Annotated in this window: 15 protein-coding genes; 4 read left to right on the forward strand and 11 right to left on the reverse strand. The window is 42.2% G+C overall.

Annotated features, from left to right (window positions below):
* The 4 genes from BN1691_RS10110 to BN1691_RS10125 all read right to left on the reverse strand — a co-directional run bounded on the left by BN1691_RS10110 (position 1) and on the right by BN1691_RS10125 (position 4,059).
* Positions 1 to 1,242, reverse strand: a complete 1,242-nt coding sequence (locus tag BN1691_RS10110) for a M20 family metallo-hydrolase (protein WP_048602107.1) — start codon at positions 1,240 to 1,242, stop codon at positions 1 to 3.
* 64 nt (positions 1,243 to 1,306) lie between these two features.
* The gene (gene dcuC, locus BN1691_RS10115) at positions 1,307 to 2,563 is read right to left on the reverse strand and encodes a C4-dicarboxylate transporter DcuC (RefSeq protein WP_048602108.1); all 1,257 of its coding nucleotides are present in this window, start codon (positions 2,561 to 2,563) and stop codon (positions 1,307 to 1,309) included.
* Between the two features lie 398 nt (positions 2,564 to 2,961).
* Positions 2,962 to 3,348 carry an HsmA family protein gene (locus BN1691_RS10120; RefSeq protein WP_048602109.1) on the reverse strand — a complete coding sequence of 129 codons (387 nt, stop codon included), beginning with the start codon at positions 3,346 to 3,348 and terminating at the stop codon, positions 2,962 to 2,964.
* Between the two features lie 153 nt (positions 3,349 to 3,501).
* A complete protein-coding gene (locus BN1691_RS10125) occupies positions 3,502 to 4,059 on the reverse strand; it encodes a TetR/AcrR family transcriptional regulator (protein WP_048602110.1) in 558 nt (185 codons plus the stop codon).
* Positions 4,060 to 4,276: 217 nt separating this feature from the next.
* Between BN1691_RS10125 and BN1691_RS10130 the strand changes: the two genes are divergently transcribed.
* Entirely contained in the window at positions 4,277 to 5,056 is a 780-nt protein-coding gene (locus BN1691_RS10130) for an MBL fold metallo-hydrolase (RefSeq protein ID WP_048602111.1), read from the forward strand.
* A 34-nt stretch (positions 5,057 to 5,090) separates the two neighbouring features.
* Here the strand turns inward: BN1691_RS10130 and BN1691_RS10135 are convergent, their stop codons facing one another.
* Positions 5,091 to 6,035 carry a 3'-5' exoribonuclease YhaM family protein gene (locus BN1691_RS10135; protein WP_048602112.1) on the reverse strand — a complete coding sequence of 315 codons (945 nt, stop codon included), beginning with the start codon at positions 6,033 to 6,035 and terminating at the stop codon, positions 5,091 to 5,093.
* A gap of 186 nt (positions 6,036 to 6,221) precedes the next feature.
* Here BN1691_RS10135 and BN1691_RS10140 point away from each other — a divergent pair, with 186 nt between their 5' ends.
* The gene (locus tag BN1691_RS10140) at positions 6,222 to 6,932 is read left to right on the forward strand and encodes a DUF421 domain-containing protein (protein ID WP_147545837.1); all 711 of its coding nucleotides are present in this window, start codon (positions 6,222 to 6,224) and stop codon (positions 6,930 to 6,932) included.
* A 198-nt stretch (positions 6,933 to 7,130) separates the two neighbouring features.
* On the opposite strand, the gene pncA is transcribed toward BN1691_RS10140, so the two are convergent.
* Positions 7,131 to 7,766: a bifunctional nicotinamidase/pyrazinamidase gene (gene pncA / locus BN1691_RS10145; protein ID WP_048602113.1), complete on the reverse strand. Its 636-nt coding sequence runs from the start codon at positions 7,764 to 7,766 to the stop codon at positions 7,131 to 7,133.
* A gap of 175 nt (positions 7,767 to 7,941) precedes the next feature.
* Complete coding sequence (locus BN1691_RS10150) at positions 7,942 to 9,207, reverse strand: MDR family MFS transporter (protein ID WP_315969549.1); 1,266 nt, start codon at positions 9,205 to 9,207, stop codon at positions 7,942 to 7,944.
* 347 nt (positions 9,208 to 9,554) lie between these two features.
* Between BN1691_RS10150 and BN1691_RS10155 the strand changes: the two genes are divergently transcribed.
* Positions 9,555 to 10,901, forward strand: a complete 1,347-nt coding sequence (locus BN1691_RS10155) for a sodium-dependent transporter (protein ID WP_048602115.1) — start codon at positions 9,555 to 9,557, stop codon at positions 10,899 to 10,901.
* Between the two features lie 186 nt (positions 10,902 to 11,087).
* On the opposite strand, the gene BN1691_RS10160 is transcribed toward BN1691_RS10155, so the two are convergent.
* The 3 genes from BN1691_RS10160 to BN1691_RS10170 form a co-directional block, all read right to left on the reverse strand.
* Positions 11,088 to 12,383, reverse strand: coding sequence for a hemolysin family protein (locus tag BN1691_RS10160; protein WP_048602116.1), 1,296 nt, complete (start codon positions 12,381 to 12,383; stop codon positions 11,088 to 11,090).
* A 170-nt stretch (positions 12,384 to 12,553) separates the two neighbouring features.
* Positions 12,554 to 13,177: a DUF2812 domain-containing protein gene (locus tag BN1691_RS10165; protein ID WP_053083747.1), complete on the reverse strand. Its 624-nt coding sequence runs from the start codon at positions 13,175 to 13,177 to the stop codon at positions 12,554 to 12,556.
* Positions 13,170 to 13,502 (reverse strand): PadR family transcriptional regulator, encoded by a 333-nt coding sequence (locus BN1691_RS10170; protein WP_048602117.1) that lies wholly within the window; start codon positions 13,500 to 13,502, stop codon positions 13,170 to 13,172. Before BN1691_RS10170 ends, BN1691_RS10165 begins: the two co-directional genes overlap by 8 nt.
* A 239-nt stretch (positions 13,503 to 13,741) precedes the next feature.
* Here BN1691_RS10170 and BN1691_RS10175 point away from each other — a divergent pair, with 239 nt between their 5' ends.
* Positions 13,742 to 14,842 (forward strand): MGDG synthase family glycosyltransferase, encoded by a 1,101-nt coding sequence (locus BN1691_RS10175; RefSeq protein ID WP_048602118.1) that lies wholly within the window; start codon positions 13,742 to 13,744, stop codon positions 14,840 to 14,842.
* Between the two features lie 41 nt (positions 14,843 to 14,883).
* On the opposite strand, the gene BN1691_RS10180 is transcribed toward BN1691_RS10175, so the two are convergent.
* A complete protein-coding gene (locus BN1691_RS10180) occupies positions 14,884 to 16,239 on the reverse strand; it encodes an S-layer homology domain-containing protein (protein WP_048602119.1) in 1,356 nt (451 codons plus the stop codon).
* Positions 16,240 to 16,324 lie beyond the last annotated feature (85 nt).

The raw sequence follows: 16,324 nt of genomic DNA on the forward strand, positions 1-16,324 counted from the left end.
TTACTCACCCTCCATTGAAAGCTGATATACCGTATGCAACAAGACATTGGCACCTAAGGCAATATCATCAATCGCTGTGAACTCGGCAATATTATGGCTGATCCCTGCCTGACTGGGAACAAAGATCATTCCCACATCGGTGATTGGCACCAGATTCATGGCATCATGACCTGCACCACTATGCATCACATGGTAAGGATAATTTAATTTCTCCGTGACAGCTTGAATCGACTGGATAATCCGTGGACAGAGCTGAACAGGAACCTCATCAGATAGCATTTCATATTTAACTTTCAACCCACGTTGCTGCGCAACCTCGTCTAGCTTCTCGAGGAGAAGTTGGACTGCTTTTTTCTTATCCTCAAGAGCAATATCACGAATATCCACCCATAATTGGACTTCACCAGGGATGACATTCATCGCACCAGGCTTCACACTCACATCACCTACGGTACCAACGGTATGTTCACCTGCTTTGGCTTTTGCAATCTCTTCAATCGCAAGGATAATTTCACAAGCTCCTGCTAATGCATCTTGGCGCATGTTCATCGGTGTATTCCCCGAATGATCTGCCTTCCCCTCAATCGTAATATGCATACGAGTTGGAGCAGCAATGGCTGTAACGATACCAATCTTCTTATCAAGGCGCTCTAATACTGGACCTTGTTCGATATGCATTTCAATAAATGCATGGTAGGCTCCTGGAGCCAGCTTTACTGCATCCAGTTGTTCTGGATGATAGCCAGCATTTTGTAGTGCTTGATAAAATGAGATTTCTTCTTTATCTACCATTTTGTGCATTTTTTCACTAGTAATTGCACCTTTCACTGCCTTACTACCGATAGTACTAGCACGAAAGCGGCTGGATTCTTCTGCAGTAAAATTGATGATCTCAATGGGTCTTTCTGTGATAATACCTGCGTCGTTAAGGGTTCGTATCACTTCAAGAGCGCTGGTCACGCCGACGATCCCATCATAGTTACCACCTTCTGGAACGGTATCTAAGTGAGAGCCTAGCAAGACAGGTGGAAGATTTTTCTTCCCTTCACGACGCCCATAGATATTACCTACCGCATCAACTCTTACATCCAGTTTTGCCTGCTTCATTGCCTCAATGAAGTAGGTCCTTGCCTTCATGTCCAAGTCTGATAAAGCAAGGCGGGTAACCCCGCCTTGTGGGAGTTTACCAAATTGAGCAATCTGCTCTAGGTCGTTTTGAATTCGATCTTTCTCTATATTCATCAATGTAATCCTCCTATTAAGCTTCCTCGACGATTCATGTTGTCATTCTAGATGTGAAGAAGTATTACAGAAGGATGATCATCGCAACAATGGCAGCAATGATCATACCTGGTGCATTCCGTTTGGCTACTTCCATTGGATTAACCTTGGCAATACCTGCAACAACGATGGTAGCTCCGCAGATTGGTGACATGGTACGACCGAGTGCTCCACCTAATGCAGCAATACTTCCCATATTGATCGGATCTACACCAAATTGTTGGGCGAATGGTGTAACCGCTTCGTTGAATGCAAAGGCCGCAGCGTCTCCAGAACCTGAGATAACACCAAGCAAGAAAGGTCCGAAGGTAGCGGCAATATTTACGATGGATGGAGAGTTATTCATGGCATTAATAAATGCGTCAACGAGTCCGATGGCATTCATCCCACCAACAAACACAGCAGCTGCGATGATAATCCCCATAATATCGCCATAGGCTTTACCCATTCCAGTGAAGAAAGCTTTGGTGAGTTCTGTTGGGCTCTTTCTTGTAACGATTAAGGCAATTAAAGCACCGATGATCATGGCCTGAGGTACGCCCATTTCAAGTACTGGTACTTTGGTAGAACCAAGAACAAGGATAAGGACAGGAATAATTGGCACTAAAGCATACAAGATATTGACTTTGCCTGAAGTACTATCTACTTCTTCTTCAGATTTATAGCCTTTATGCTCTTTAAAGATAAATGCCATGATAGTAAGAGAGATTGCACCAATAACACCAGAAGCGATGGTAGCTGTAGAATGAACACTAATAACATCTAATGCTTGGACACCAGCGATCTCGGCAATGAAAGGATTATGAGATAAACCTGGATTAAGCATGCTACCAAAAGTTCCTGCTAGTACAGCTGCAGCAGCAATGGCTGGATTGACACCTGCACCGATCATAACTGGAATAAAAATTGCACCTACAGCAGCGGCAGTACCTGCTGCACTTGGTAAAGCAATATTAATTAAGAATGTAGCAATGACAGCACCTGGAATCAAGAAAAGCCCCATCTTTTTCAAGCCACCAGCAACGAGGTTGACCATGTGCTTGTCACATTCAGTATATTTCATAACAAATGCAAAACCCATTACGGAAAGAATAGCTTGTATAAGTCCACCTGTGACCATCCGATCAGCAAATGCATCAAAAGCTGACATTGGATTTCCTGCGATAAGCGCCATCAATAAACCTGCTGCAATTAAGATCATCCGTGCTTCAACACGTTTAATCAAGAAGTAGATGGTGGCAATGATGATAATAACTCCAGCGATTACATAGAGATTACTCATGTGTTTTCCTCCGATTTTTAGGATCTTTTTGTTGAATATGTGCATTCGCAAGTGATTTATTTCACATATCCAGGATTATCAATCCCCTCCTCCTGTCCATACAATGTATGAATACCAAAATTAAGAAATTGCCATTTCGTAGAGTTAATGACATTAAATTTTATTTCTTAACTTTGTGTTTATTATTATCCATATTATTAATAGGTCATGCAACACGATCTCAAATAATAATTTTTTTATTTTGTGAATACAGATATTACCTTAGCCATGGATATTTATATTTAGTTTGAGTTAAATAATATCCAGTATTTTTTATGTTTATACAAAATGGACCTCACTTTTGATGAGGCCCACCACAACAATTTCAAATGAGGGTATTGGAAGGCGCAATTTATTCCTTATGCCCCTACTCCACTCATTATTCCATAAATCATTCCAGATACATAGGGAATTAACCAGAGTGACCAGACAGCTAAGCTAAATTTATGAAACTTCACCTTCATCGCTTCATCATTTTTCGTCAACACATAGGTGGCCCACAGTACATGCCCTAACATGAGCAAGATAGCAAGAAGGCCGGTGATCCCATGGAAGTCAAATTGAAAGCTCCCATTCGTTAATGTACTCATCACAAAAGTACCCGTAGTATCAAATACTAGACCAATCCAAAAAATAATTAAATGCCATCTTTTTAGTTCTAATTGCTTTTTCTCACTCCATACACCAATGGTGTAAAACAATAATGCCGAGGAGATAAAGATTATTGCATATAACATATTAATCATCCTTTCAATTTTTAAGACTAGATTCGTTTCATGCTTTCAAATGAACATTGTTCATATTTACTCAAAAAAAATTGGTCATAAGTAGCATGTGCTCAATTGAAATATGAAGTGTGGTGAACATCGTTCATTTGATTCCAAAAGAAAATGCTGTCTTTACAGCACTTCTTTTAATAGCTTTTCAAAAGACTCATATTTAAAAAATGGCATCTGAATGATAGTGATAAAATTGGCAACAATGAAGGTTGCTATTTCATAGGAACTGAATCTTAAATGGAATGATGGATTGGATTTCTCCTCCTCTAGAAGGATTGATTCCACAAAACGAACCAGCTTTTCCATATAGATATCTTCCCGTTCCAGACTTTTTTTCAAGGATTCTGGAGTGTCATAGAGGTCAGCGCTTAACCAGACCTCCTTAAAGGTGTTGAGAAATTTACTCAACTCCATATAGACCTGCTTTAACCTCGAAAATAGATCGAGACGTTGTGTTGTGGACTGCTTCAAGGTGTGAAAATACTCGATCCAATACTCCTCCATCATTTCTGTAACCAGATCAGCCTTCGTGGGATAATAATTATAGATCGTTCCAAGGGCAATCTTACAGGACTTGGCCACATTACGCATGCTCAATTTTTTATAGCCCTCTTTATACATAATCTCCTTTGCATGCTCCATGATCAACTGCCTTGGATTCTCTATCATTCGAGCCATTCAATCGTCACTCCGTTCAACTGAACACTGTTCATTTTAATTTGATTTTGCATTCTTGTCAATACCATTATACGCTTTTTTTCATCATACTTCTCGATGAAAGATGAATGGAATATCCATCAATGGTGTCCATAAAATAAACATAAGCAAAAAGATCTAGCAAGCAATACAGAACAGATTCCATACTTCGAACAAATGGAATGGAGGGAATGAGAGAATGTCAGAGGAACAACAAAAATTAGGTGGGGTGGAGCTTCGACCAGATCTTTTTACGCTTCGTACGCTACTTGTGAATCTTTGTTTCATAGGTGAGCCGAGGAGCTCATCTTGGGTTCTCGTCGATACGGGCCTCTTTCACTATGCAGAGAGGATAAGTAAGCTGGCTGAGGAACGCTTCTCTTCACCCCCTCAAGCCATCATCCTTACCCATGGTCATTTCGATCATGTAGGATCGGTTCAATCATTATTGAAGCGCTGGGATGTTCCTGTCTATGCACATCCCATGGAACTCCCCTATTTACAAGGTAAAGCCAGCTATCCCCCTGCTGATCCTTCCGTTGGCGGAGGCTTGCTATCACTATTCTCAGCCCTCTTTCCCAATGAAGGCTTAAACCTAGGGGATCAAGTTCGAGCTCTACCTGCTGATGGGACGATCCCTTACCTTCCTCAGTGGCAGTGGATTCATACACCTGGTCATACTCCGGGTCACATCTCCCTCTTCCGTGAACAGGATCGAATCGTCATCGCAGGAGATGCTTTTCTCACAGTGAAACAGGAGTCTGCTCTCGCTGTCCTCAACCAAGAAAAAGCGATCCATGGGCCCCCCAAGTATTTCACGATCAATTGGACTGAAGCGATGAGATCGCTACAACGAATTGCTGACTTAAAGCCAGATCTAGCTATAACTGGACACGGTCACCCCATGGAAGGTGAAGAATTGCGATTAGGTCTTGAAAGCTTAATTAATCACTTTTCAGTAGAAGCGATACCTGAGTAAGGGAGATATGTGGATTAGAAGGAATGAAGACTTGCTAATCATTTTTCCGTCGGTAGATTTTCCGTCCTAGTGTCCAGACCTTCCCAGACATCTCACCTCGATTAGTATTCTCCAACGCCTTTTTCATATCAAACATGGCAGCATCCATCATATCGAGGTAGTGGAGTACCTCCCCTTCTGGGATCATGGGAGCCTTTGGTGAACCCCATTCTCCCTTATAATGATGAGAGATGACCAAATGCTGAAGCAAGAGACTCACCTCTTCATCAGCGCTGAGCTCTCGGGCAACCCGATCGATATTTTTCACACCCATCACCAAATGCCCTAGAAGCTGGCCAGGAATAGTATAATCGCTGACCACCCCTAATTCATTGGCCTCCATCTCTTCTAATTTATAGAGATCATGCAGGATGACGCCAGCATAGAGGTAGTCCGTATTTAGAAAGGGATAGACCTCAGCGATTTTCTCTGCGCTCATCAGCATTGTGGTAATATGATAGAGCCAACCAGAGCGAATGGCATGATGATTCTGCATGGCTGCTGGATAATAAGGTAGCTTCTCAGCATTCTCACTTAGTAATGTGGCAACGATTCCCGCAATATCTGGATGCTCAATTTTTCTGATATAATCCTTGATCAAAGCCAGCATTTGGGCTGGATCTTCTGGGGCTGATGGGACAAAATCAGTAATATGTACACCATCTTCTGGCTTAGATAAACGGATCCGATCGATATTGAGCTGAGGTTGACCATTCCACTCTCGTACCTGCCCTTGCACCTTGACGAGCATATTAGCAAAGAAGGTCTCCTCATCCAGGGAAGAAGCCTCCCATAGCTTGGCATTGACCTCCCCTGTTCGATCCACTAGCGCAAAATCTAAGAATCTTTTCTTTGTGGTAGTCTCCTTCACTTCTACACTTTTAATTAAAAAGAAACCGGTGATCTGCTCACCTGTAACAAATTCTCCAATGGTTTGCATCGTTTCCAATTCCCCTTGTCTCTCGATTTTTCTTCGTGCAGTTATAATTCATCGTCAGCTACTATCTTATATTCTCTCTTTCACAAGGGTGAAATGCAAGGAGGAAAAGGATTGACATCCTCACTTTCTGGCAATAGTAAGGAATAGAGGATCTGTGGAAGAACAAGCAGAGAAGGAGGATGTGAGTTGGGGGATTTCGTTGAAGTCATACTACGTTCCACCGCCGCTTTCGCAGTCATGATGGTCATCGCCCGTATTCTTGGTAAGCCCACCATTTCTCAAATGACCTATCATGATTTTGTTGCTGCCATCACCCTTGGTGCTCTAACTGCAAATATCACCTTTAACTTAAAAATGAACATTTGGCTATTGCTCACTGCCCTTCTTACCTTCAGTGGAATCGCGTACTTATTAATGGTATTAGCCATCAAAAGCCGCCTCTTCCGCAAGTGGATCTCTGGACGTCCCACCATGCTCATTCAAGAAGGCAAAATTCTTGAAGAGAATATGCGTAAGCTAAAAATTACTTTAGATACCTTGAATCAAGAGCTGCGGGAAAAAAACATCTTTAACATCGAGGAAGTGCAATATGCTGTCTTGGAACAGAACGGAAAGATCTCTGTGCTTCGAAAGCCAGAGTTTCTCCCTGTGATTCATAAGGATCTCAATATACAATCGCAATCCCCGCAGACCTTTCCTATAGAACTGATCATGGATGGTGAAATTATTACTACAAATTTACAGCAAAATAATCTAAAGAAGGATTGGCTAATGTCTCAGCTAAAAACACGAAATTTATCCTTGGAAAAGGTTAGTTACGCGGTGATTAGCTCCAATGGGCAGTTATTTTTTGACCGTTATGATGACAAGATCAAGCATCCTATCGATCAAGAATAAAAGGAATTTTCATACCAAGTAGAGAAATTGGGAGCTTGAAACTCGAAGATGGTAACATTTTTGAAATTCGTCAACAGCTAGGCATCTGTGAAGAACAGTATGCTCGGTGGTAATATCCACATGAAAAAGCAAGCTGACAGGATACTTTGAGTCAGCTTGCCAAGTCTTCTTGCCAATTCAAATTGTTCACTCCATCACTTAAAGTCGATGAGCGGGATCTAGCACTTGCTCAGAGCTTATGAGAGTTGCCCCTTGATCCTTCATCTCTTGAAATGCCTCTTCAGAATCAGTTGGCTTAAGATTCACGCCACGGCAAGCATCGGTGATCACATTCACCTTGTAGCCTAAGTGAAGGCCATCCAAAACAGTGTATTTCACACAATAGTCGGTGGCAATACCCACAACATAGAGCTCATCGATGCCATGCTTTTGTAAAAGCTGGTGCATCTCTGTCTCCTTCCGTCTTCCATTATCAAAAAAACCGCTATAAGAATCGATCTCTGGATCTGTACCCTTTTGCACTACGAACGGAATGGGAAGAAGCTCTGAATGGAAGGCTGATCCTACCGTACCCTGCACACAATGCTCAGGCCACCATACTTGCGGAAGCCCATGTAATTGCCCCACTTCGCCAAGCTTGCCACCAGAATTAGCAGCGAAGCTCCCATGATTCTGGGGATGCCAATCCTGGGTTGCAACCGCTAGTTTATCTGATTCTTGAAATTTTTCGATTAGCTGATTTACCGTAGGAATGATCTGAGAGCCTTCACGAACAGCTAGTGATCCACCCTCACAGAAGTCATTTTGAATATCCACCACAATTAATGCCTTCATCTCAATCCCCTCCCTTTCTAACACATGGCATTCATCATAATCTATCCTCTTGATTGTATCAGAAAGTTCATGTCTTGACACCTGAATATACTTATCAAATGAACATGTTTATAGCGATAACACATGCAAGGTAGCAAATACAACGAAGGTGATGAAGCTTAAGATGAAAACTATGTTAAAAAGATGAGACTTCTCCATTTCTACGCTGCTCCAGCTCAGGCATGATGGAACGATATAGATAGATCCCCACCATTCCTGTGGCAAAAAAGAGTGTTGCCATCACCATAGGAGGTAGCCATGCCCCCAATGTAACAGACAACGATGCGATCACCATACTCCCATTGAAGGTCATGCCATTGACAGCCATGTAGGAGCTTCTTGCATTATCAGGAGGAATGCTAGCTAAATAGGATTGCTCAACAGGAACTCGCATCAGCTCACCTATGGTTACAAAGAGCATGACGATGACCAATACCCAGATATTATTCATAAATGTGAGCAGAGAATACCCTGCTGTAAAAAGGAAAACGCCAGCATAAAGCACCTTTCGATCATCCAATCCCTTGATCGTACGTAAAATCAACGCAGCCAGTAAGACAACCAAAATCGTATTCTCTGTACGTAGAATCCCTAGCATATTTACCCCACTAATCTCCCAATTGAACATCCTTTGGACAGGCATTCCCTCTTCTAAGCGAATGGCAATATAATTCGTAAGATGCATTTCCAGGCTTAAGATCAGCATACTGGCTAGCACGAAGATCATGAAGATCTTATCCTTTGCAACTACGGTATAATTATTAAAAATCTCTCTAATGACATCCTGTTTTGTTTTCTTTTCCTTCAATTCAGCGCTGGCAGGTGCATGGCTCTCCTTGATAAAGAATGCGATCATAAGCAAGGAGATGAAAGCACCCACAGACAAGCAGATTAAAAGCTCGAAAAAGTAATCCTCAAAAAGAAATGCCCCAATTGCCCCTCCTATGGCCATGGACAGATTATTAGCCCAATAGGAGATCGAGTACATAAATTTCCGTTGTTCTGGTGTACTTACATCAATTAGCATGGCTTGAGAAGCTGGATTGGCAAGTCCCCAGCAAATGGAGTTCACCGTCATCATCAAGAACGTGATGATAGCAGAATAAAAGAATGGTGAATTGGCAAATGCCATCACAACGAAGGCAGTAAAACGGATGGTCTCTGCTGTCACCATGATTTTTTTTCGTCCAAATTTGTCTGAATAATAACCGCCATAAAAGCCCACTAACATTCCAATAATAATGTTGAATAGGAGTAGAATCCCAGTTAACGACTTACCAAAATGAGCAGATAGGTAGATGGCCATGAATGGGAAGACCAAGGTCCCCACAAAACGACTTACAAAGGTTTGAATAATACGAATTTTGATATTAGGATGTAGATCACGAAAACGGATAAGGATCCCCCCTCATTTTAACTAGCAAGATAATAGCATCGTTCATTAGTATAACCGTTGGGATCTGCGATGTCGGAGATGGCGTCAATATTTCATTCAACTTTTCTGGATTATCTTTATATTCGCTACATAAATACATAAACCTTCCACAAAAAAGTTTCATCGCCTAAAGAGGTATCACTTCAAATTAAGTCTGTTTTAGAACAATTCAGCCATTTTATTGACTTTAGATGATAAGCATAATAACATAGAAATATTATTTTTGCTCAGAAACATCAACGATAAATACACCTCAAAGGGATGAGGAGCAATCCTGTTGTGTTTGGGAAAACGAGCAGCTAAGGAGAAGACCAATGCGTGAAAACTGGACATCGAAGGCAGGCTTTATTTTAGCAGCCACTGGCTCAGCAGTTGGCTTAGGAAATCTATGGAAGTTCCCTTACACGGTGGGGATGAATGGGGGCGGCGCGTTTGTCCTGATCTACCTCTTTTTAGTCTTCGTGATTGGTATACCGTTAATGCTAACAGCGATTACCTTAGGGCGGAAGACCCAGTTATCTGTCTATGGAGCCTATAAGAGTATTGATCGACGCTGGACCTTCGTAGGCGCATTAGGAGTTATCTGTAGCTTTATTGTACTGGCATTCTACTCTACTGTCGGAGGCTGGACCCTCTACTATTTTAAAACAGCTCTGTTTGGCGATCTTGTTACCACAGATTCTGAGGCACTCCAGAAAATCTTTCATGATCTCATGACATCCCCAGGGAACCTCATTTTTTACCAGACGATTTTTCTGCTTGCCACTGCCCTCATCGTTTTAAAAGGAATTCAGCAGGGCATTGAAAAATACTCAAAATGGATGATGTCTTCCCTCTTCATCCTGTTATTGATGATTACAGTCCGAAGCCTCACATTACCTGGAAGTATGGAAGGAATTAAATATTTATTTATTCCTGATTTCTCCATGGTTACGCCAACTGTGCTGAAGAATGCGCTCGGTCAGATGTTCTTCTCCCTTAGTATTGGGATGGGGTCGATGATTACCTATGGAAGCTATCTCAGTAAGAAAATCAATCTTCTTCACTCGGCTGTGATGATTCCTATCCTAGATACAAGCGTTGCACTCATCGCTGGACTAGCCATCATCCCAGCTGTCTTCGCCTTTGGCTTTGAGCCAAGTGAAGGCCCTAGTCTCATGTTTATTACCTTACCAGCTGTTTTTGCCTCCATGCCAATGGGTACTCTATTTGCCATTCTCTTTTTCATTCTCGTGATTTTTGCGGCTATCACCTCATCCATCTCGATGCTGGAGATTGCCGTCTCCTACTTTGTTGATGAACGCAAGACTTCACGCAATCATGCCACAATAATTACAACTGGCATAATTTACGTCTTGGGAATCCCTGCTTCCCTTTCTCTATCAGGGTATTATCCAATCAATGTAGGTCATCTGTCATTATTCGATCTTTATGACCAATTAAGCTCCAATATTCTCCTTACCACGGGCGCCTTTTTCATGACCATCTTTGTGGGCTGGGTACTGAAACCGAAGAATGCCATTGCGGAGATTGAGTCCTCTAGTATTCATTTTCGATTGGCGCCTATCTGGAGCGTTTTGGTTCGTTATGTACTCCCAATCGCCATCCTGACCATCTTAATCGAATCGTATCGGAACTTTTTCCAAGCACTCTTCCACTAATCGATCCCGATTCACTTTTGTAATCATCGAACAGATCATAACGAAGGTTCAAGAGCGAGTAACAACTCGTTCCGAACCTTCGTCTTTTATTTCATATGAGTTAGTAGGCAAGGGGGTAGCCCAATGTCTCTCGGTGGCTACGTGGATCTATTTGGTCAGGATATAGATATTGACGCTAGCTTTTCCCTATCCTTGCACTTTACGTACTTCGATTCGTTCAATATGATGGCCATCCATAGCTAAGACTTTAAATTCATAGGAATCAAAGGATAACGTCTCTCCCACTTGGATGGTGATCTGATTGGTTAACATCCATCCCCCAATGGTGTCTACCTCTTCCTCATCGATGTGGATCCCGAGTAGATCATTCACATCTTCAATAAGAACCATACCATCTAAGATATAATGCTGCTCCGCAATCTTTTGGATTAGAGGTGCTTCATCCTCATCAAATTCATCACGGATCTCACCAACGATCTCTTCAAGAATATCTTCGATAGTAACTAAGCCAGCAGTTCCTCCATACTCATCGAGAAGAATGGCAATATGCTCCCGTTTCTTCTGCATCTGTACGAGTAAGTCATGAATAGGAATCGTTTCTATGGCTAGTAGCACAGGCTTTACATAGGGGGTAATTACGCTTGGAGATTGGCGATGATGGAGCAAGTCAGCATAAACTTCCTTCAGGTTAATATAGCCAATAATATTATCCTTATCGCCATCAGAAATCGGATAGCGGGTAAAATTCGACTCCTTCACAATCTTTAGTAGATCTTCGATGGTCGCTTCTTTCGGAATGGTCACCATCTCGGTTCGTGGAACCATAATCTCCTTAGCAATCCGATCATCAAATTCAAAGATATTATTCACATAGCGAAATTCTGATTGATTAATCTCCCCACTCTTATAGCTCTCAGATAAGATAATGCGAAGCTCTTCTTCCGTATGTGCCATCTCATGATCTGAGATGGGCTGCGCTCCGAATAAGCGAGCTGTACCACGAGCTGCACTGTTCAGAACCCAAATGAATGGATACATCACCTTGTAGAAGAGAATGAGTGGTCGTGCTACTGCAAGGGCAACGCGCTCAGCACTCTGGATGGCTAAGGTCTTCGGGGCTAACTCACCTAAAACCACGTGAATAAAGGTAATGAGGGCAAAAGCAATAATAAATGAAACAACACTGGAAACAGGTTCTGCAACATGCAATTTTTCAAAAATCGGTTGGAGAATCCGTTGAAATGTGGGCTCCCCTAACCACCCTAATCCTAGTGATGTAATGGTGATCCCTAGCTGACAAGCTGAGAGAAACTCATCGAGATGCGTGACTACCCGCTTTGCAGAAACTGCTTTTTTATTTCCTTCTGCCACCAGCTGATCAATTCGTGTTCTTCGTACTTTCACAATTGCAAATTCAGTGGCCACGAAAAAAGCTGTGAATGCAATGAGTAGGATAACTAAGAGTAAGTTTACTAGTATCAATCGTTCTCCTTACCTCGTAGACGAGGCAGGGATACACCTCCCAGGAAAATTGTTGATAGGAATGGCTTAGCCTGATGTAATTGTATCTAATTGACATAGATCCAGCAAGACGTAGTTTATCTCAGCTCATAATAAATACTCCCCCCTCTGTAGGGGAGAGAAAAGTGATGCTATTCGTTCGTAATACTCAGTTCTTTATATTTGCGAATTAATTGGGTGTATTTAATAATTGGAAGCAATAATATGACGGAGACAACTCCCAAAATCACAGTCCCCACCTGATTTACTGGAATCATAAATAATCCTGGGATGCTACTTCCGATAGCGAGGAACAAACAAAATAGGACACCCCAGACGTATAGATTGCGAATGGGCTTGTAATATTGGATAAGATCCTGATAATCGCTATGAAGTTGAAGTGGTTTACCATCATTCACTTTTTCTACAATGATTAGCTCTCGATTAAAGCTTCCTGGATTGGTGGCAATTTGACCTGCTTTTTTTGCGTAAGGACGCCAACGTAATTTTCCCAAAGAGTAATTAATATTCAAATTCTTCGTAAACGTTTGGTAGCCTAGCTCTTCTAGAAAAGCGCGATACTCTTTGGCTTCTCGATAAGATTTGTCGCCTACGAATTCTACACCGTAGACATACTGATTAGGCTGACATGATTGAAACTCATAATCAAATCTTCCAACCTTAACAAGTCTCCAACCTTGCGCTGCCATATTATTCAACCACTCTTCTTGGGTTTCAAAAAAACTAAAAAAGTGTCGAATCACCCTTTTACGCATTGTTCGCACCCCCAACAATTCTCTTCGCAATCCTCGCAACTTGCTCCAGGCGTTCAATTTCTGTGTTTACGATCTTCTTGCCTTCTTGGGTAATGATATATTCCTTTTTACGAGAGCTTTCATCTTCATCCAACGGAGTGATCCAGCCCTTCTTAACCAAAGTATTAAGAGCACCATAGAGTGTCCCAGCACCCAATGTTAATCGCCCATGGGTTTCACTTTCAGTAAATTGCATGATTCCATACCCATGATTCGGTTCATATAAGGATAGAAGAATAAAAAGTGTTGTTTCTGTTAGAGCACCGCCTTTTACATTATCCCGCATTTTACCACCTCACATATTACAGTATTCTATATATCGTTTACTGTAATATATTATATCACTTACTGTAATAGTTGTAAACCAGAATGAAAATATATGAATTTTTATCCCAATTTACTAAGGATACTCTTGATTTACAGTATTTTTACAGAAATCCATCAATGATTTACAACCTTTTTGCAACAAATCTTACCATTCATCCGTACAATAGATGGAGCGGTTGTAAAAAGGGGGATTCATCCATGACAACCAAATCAAAACGGGTCCTAATCTTTTCTGAGCCATTCGGTTCTGGTCATACCCGTGTTGCTACAGCCATTCTTGAAGATATTCGTCTCCATTACCCAGATTGGGATGCGAAGGTTTATGAGATTGGTAAAGAACTACATCCTATGCGACATCATTGGTTCGTTAATAGTTACTTAAAATTACTGAATATTTCACCACGTGCCTGGGGGCATCTCTATCATTTTCGTCAGTATCGTCCCATGCTCCCTCAGCTAGAGACCATGCTTTATCAGGTTTTCTATACGAAGATCTACACATTTTTGAAGGAGAACCAGCCTGACTTAATCATCTGTACACATCCCTTCCCCAGTGCTGCTATCTCCTGCTTAAAAAGAAGAGGAATCCGCATTCCTCTTTATACTGTAATCACCGATTACGGGATTCATGGAAGTTGGATTAGCTCAGGGGTAGATCGCTACTATGTTCCAACCTGGAAATCCTACGAAAAGCTAAGGCAGCTCAACATTCCTAAAGAGAAAATCTGGGTTAGCGGACTACCTGTTCATCCTTGCTTCTACCAACAAACAGATCAGGCCATTGCACGGGAGCAGTTAGGGCTAAAGCAGTTACCTACGCTGCTCTGCATGGGTGGAGGCTTCGGCTTTGGTCTCTCAGCGAAATTACTCGACGCATTGCTACCCTATCAGGATCAACTACAAATCCTTATTGTAGCTGGTAAAAATCAAGATCTCTATGAGGAGTTGGCTCAGCATCCTCTCCTGAAAAATTCTAATGTTCATCTCTATGGTTTTATTGAACAGGTGAATCTTCTCATGGATGCTGCTGATCTGATTTTAACGAAGCCCGGTGGAGTGACTTGTACTGAAGCCATTGTGAAGGGAATTCCCCTTCTCTTCTATCATCCACTGCCTGGACAAGAGCAAGAGAACCTACAATACTTCGTGAATCAAGGATATGGCTTAGAGGTGAAGAATGAACAACATGTGGCTCATCTCGTAGCACAATATCTGAACAACGCATCTTTAAATAAGCAAAAACCATCTACACATCACCCTACTCATCATTTACGTACCCTGGCTACAACACTGTTATAGAAAAAGGACATGGTTCTTGGTAACCATGTCCTTTTCTTTGCTTAATATGTGGGTATCCAAAGAATTCCCTGAAAGCGATAATACCTTGCTGCTTCATACCATTCATTCTTCCACAATGAAGGCTGTAGAGCTATTTCGTTAGGCACAGGTGCAAGCAGTACCATCTTTTCCGGAGTAAGCGAAGCAGTCCATTCATGAATGATCTGTTGGGTTCCCTCAAACCATGAGGTTAGAGCGAAAGAACCTTGCCCCCATATGAAGCCTTTGGGATACACATAAAAGCATCCAACCTGCTCCTTTAGTTCTTGCTCCAATTGTTTTGCATCCCAGGTTGCTGGAAGAATAAGGTCCACTGGGATGACTGAACTCCCCTTCTTGACCTTTAGTTCTTGAATCAATGATACTAGATCAGAGGATTTAGGCTGTTTTAGATCAGCTGGAAGATAGAGAAGAATCCGTTGCCAGTTCGCTGCTCCCTGCTGTAGCTCTTCCTTGATAGAAGTGACCACCTTCTCCTTGGATCCTGCATCCTTGAGCAGTTGATTCCAACTAGCAGTTTCCATAGTAACTAAGAGTTGCTGCTGTTGCTTCGCCAATCCCTCTTGAATTACAGGTCCCTTTTCCACGGGACTCCACGGAATTACCACTGAAGCAATTCCACTCTCCTCATCTAGCTTCAGCAACTTCGTATTGGGAAGCTGTAAATAGGAGGTAGTGAGAGAACGAGCTTCATTCTCTTTTTTCACCATCCGCGCTAACAACGCTACACCTTCCCGTCGGCTCAGTGATGCTGTAGGTCGAAATTGACCATCTGGATCCCCAACCATCATACCGATGGAAGCAGTATATGCAATATAGGGGCGATACTCCTCTCGACATGCTTCTCCATCGGTGAAGGGATGGGCAATCCACCATTCCTTCCACCCTTTACTCAACCATTCTCCACGCTCTACCGCTGGAACTCGTTGGAGAAGATAGCCACCAATCATCCGCGCCACTTCCTGACGTTCAATGGCTTTTGCTGGCTGAAAGCTACGACTTTCTAGAAGATGATCGATGATCTGGTATTGATATCCTCTCATGACGTAGGGATAAGACCAATGACTCTTCGGTAGATCAGCAAAGCGGAACTCTTCACGGACGGAGATATCCTTTAGCTTCATCGTCACCGCAAACAGTTTGGTCCACTCTTCTCGGCTCAAGGCTTGATCAGGGCGGAAGGTATGATCCGGATATCCTTCGACCACCTGTAATAAGGTTAAGAGCTGCAAAGAAGAGTAAGCCCAATCCGTTCTCTTCATATCCTGGTATGAGCTCATACTAGCTGCCCCTATCGGTATGAGAAGGAGCCATGTAAATAATAATAGGAGAACGAGTAGCTGTTTCGCTCTTTTCATCAACATCCCCCTGTTCTCTTATGACATATCTTAAGTCTACTAATTTTTCGGAGAGCAATGGTGATTAAATTAGTACAATATCCGA

Source organism: Rubeoparvulum massiliense (assembly GCF_001049895.1).
Lineage (GTDB): Bacteria > Bacillota > Bacilli > Rubeoparvulales > Rubeoparvulaceae > Rubeoparvulum > Rubeoparvulum massiliense.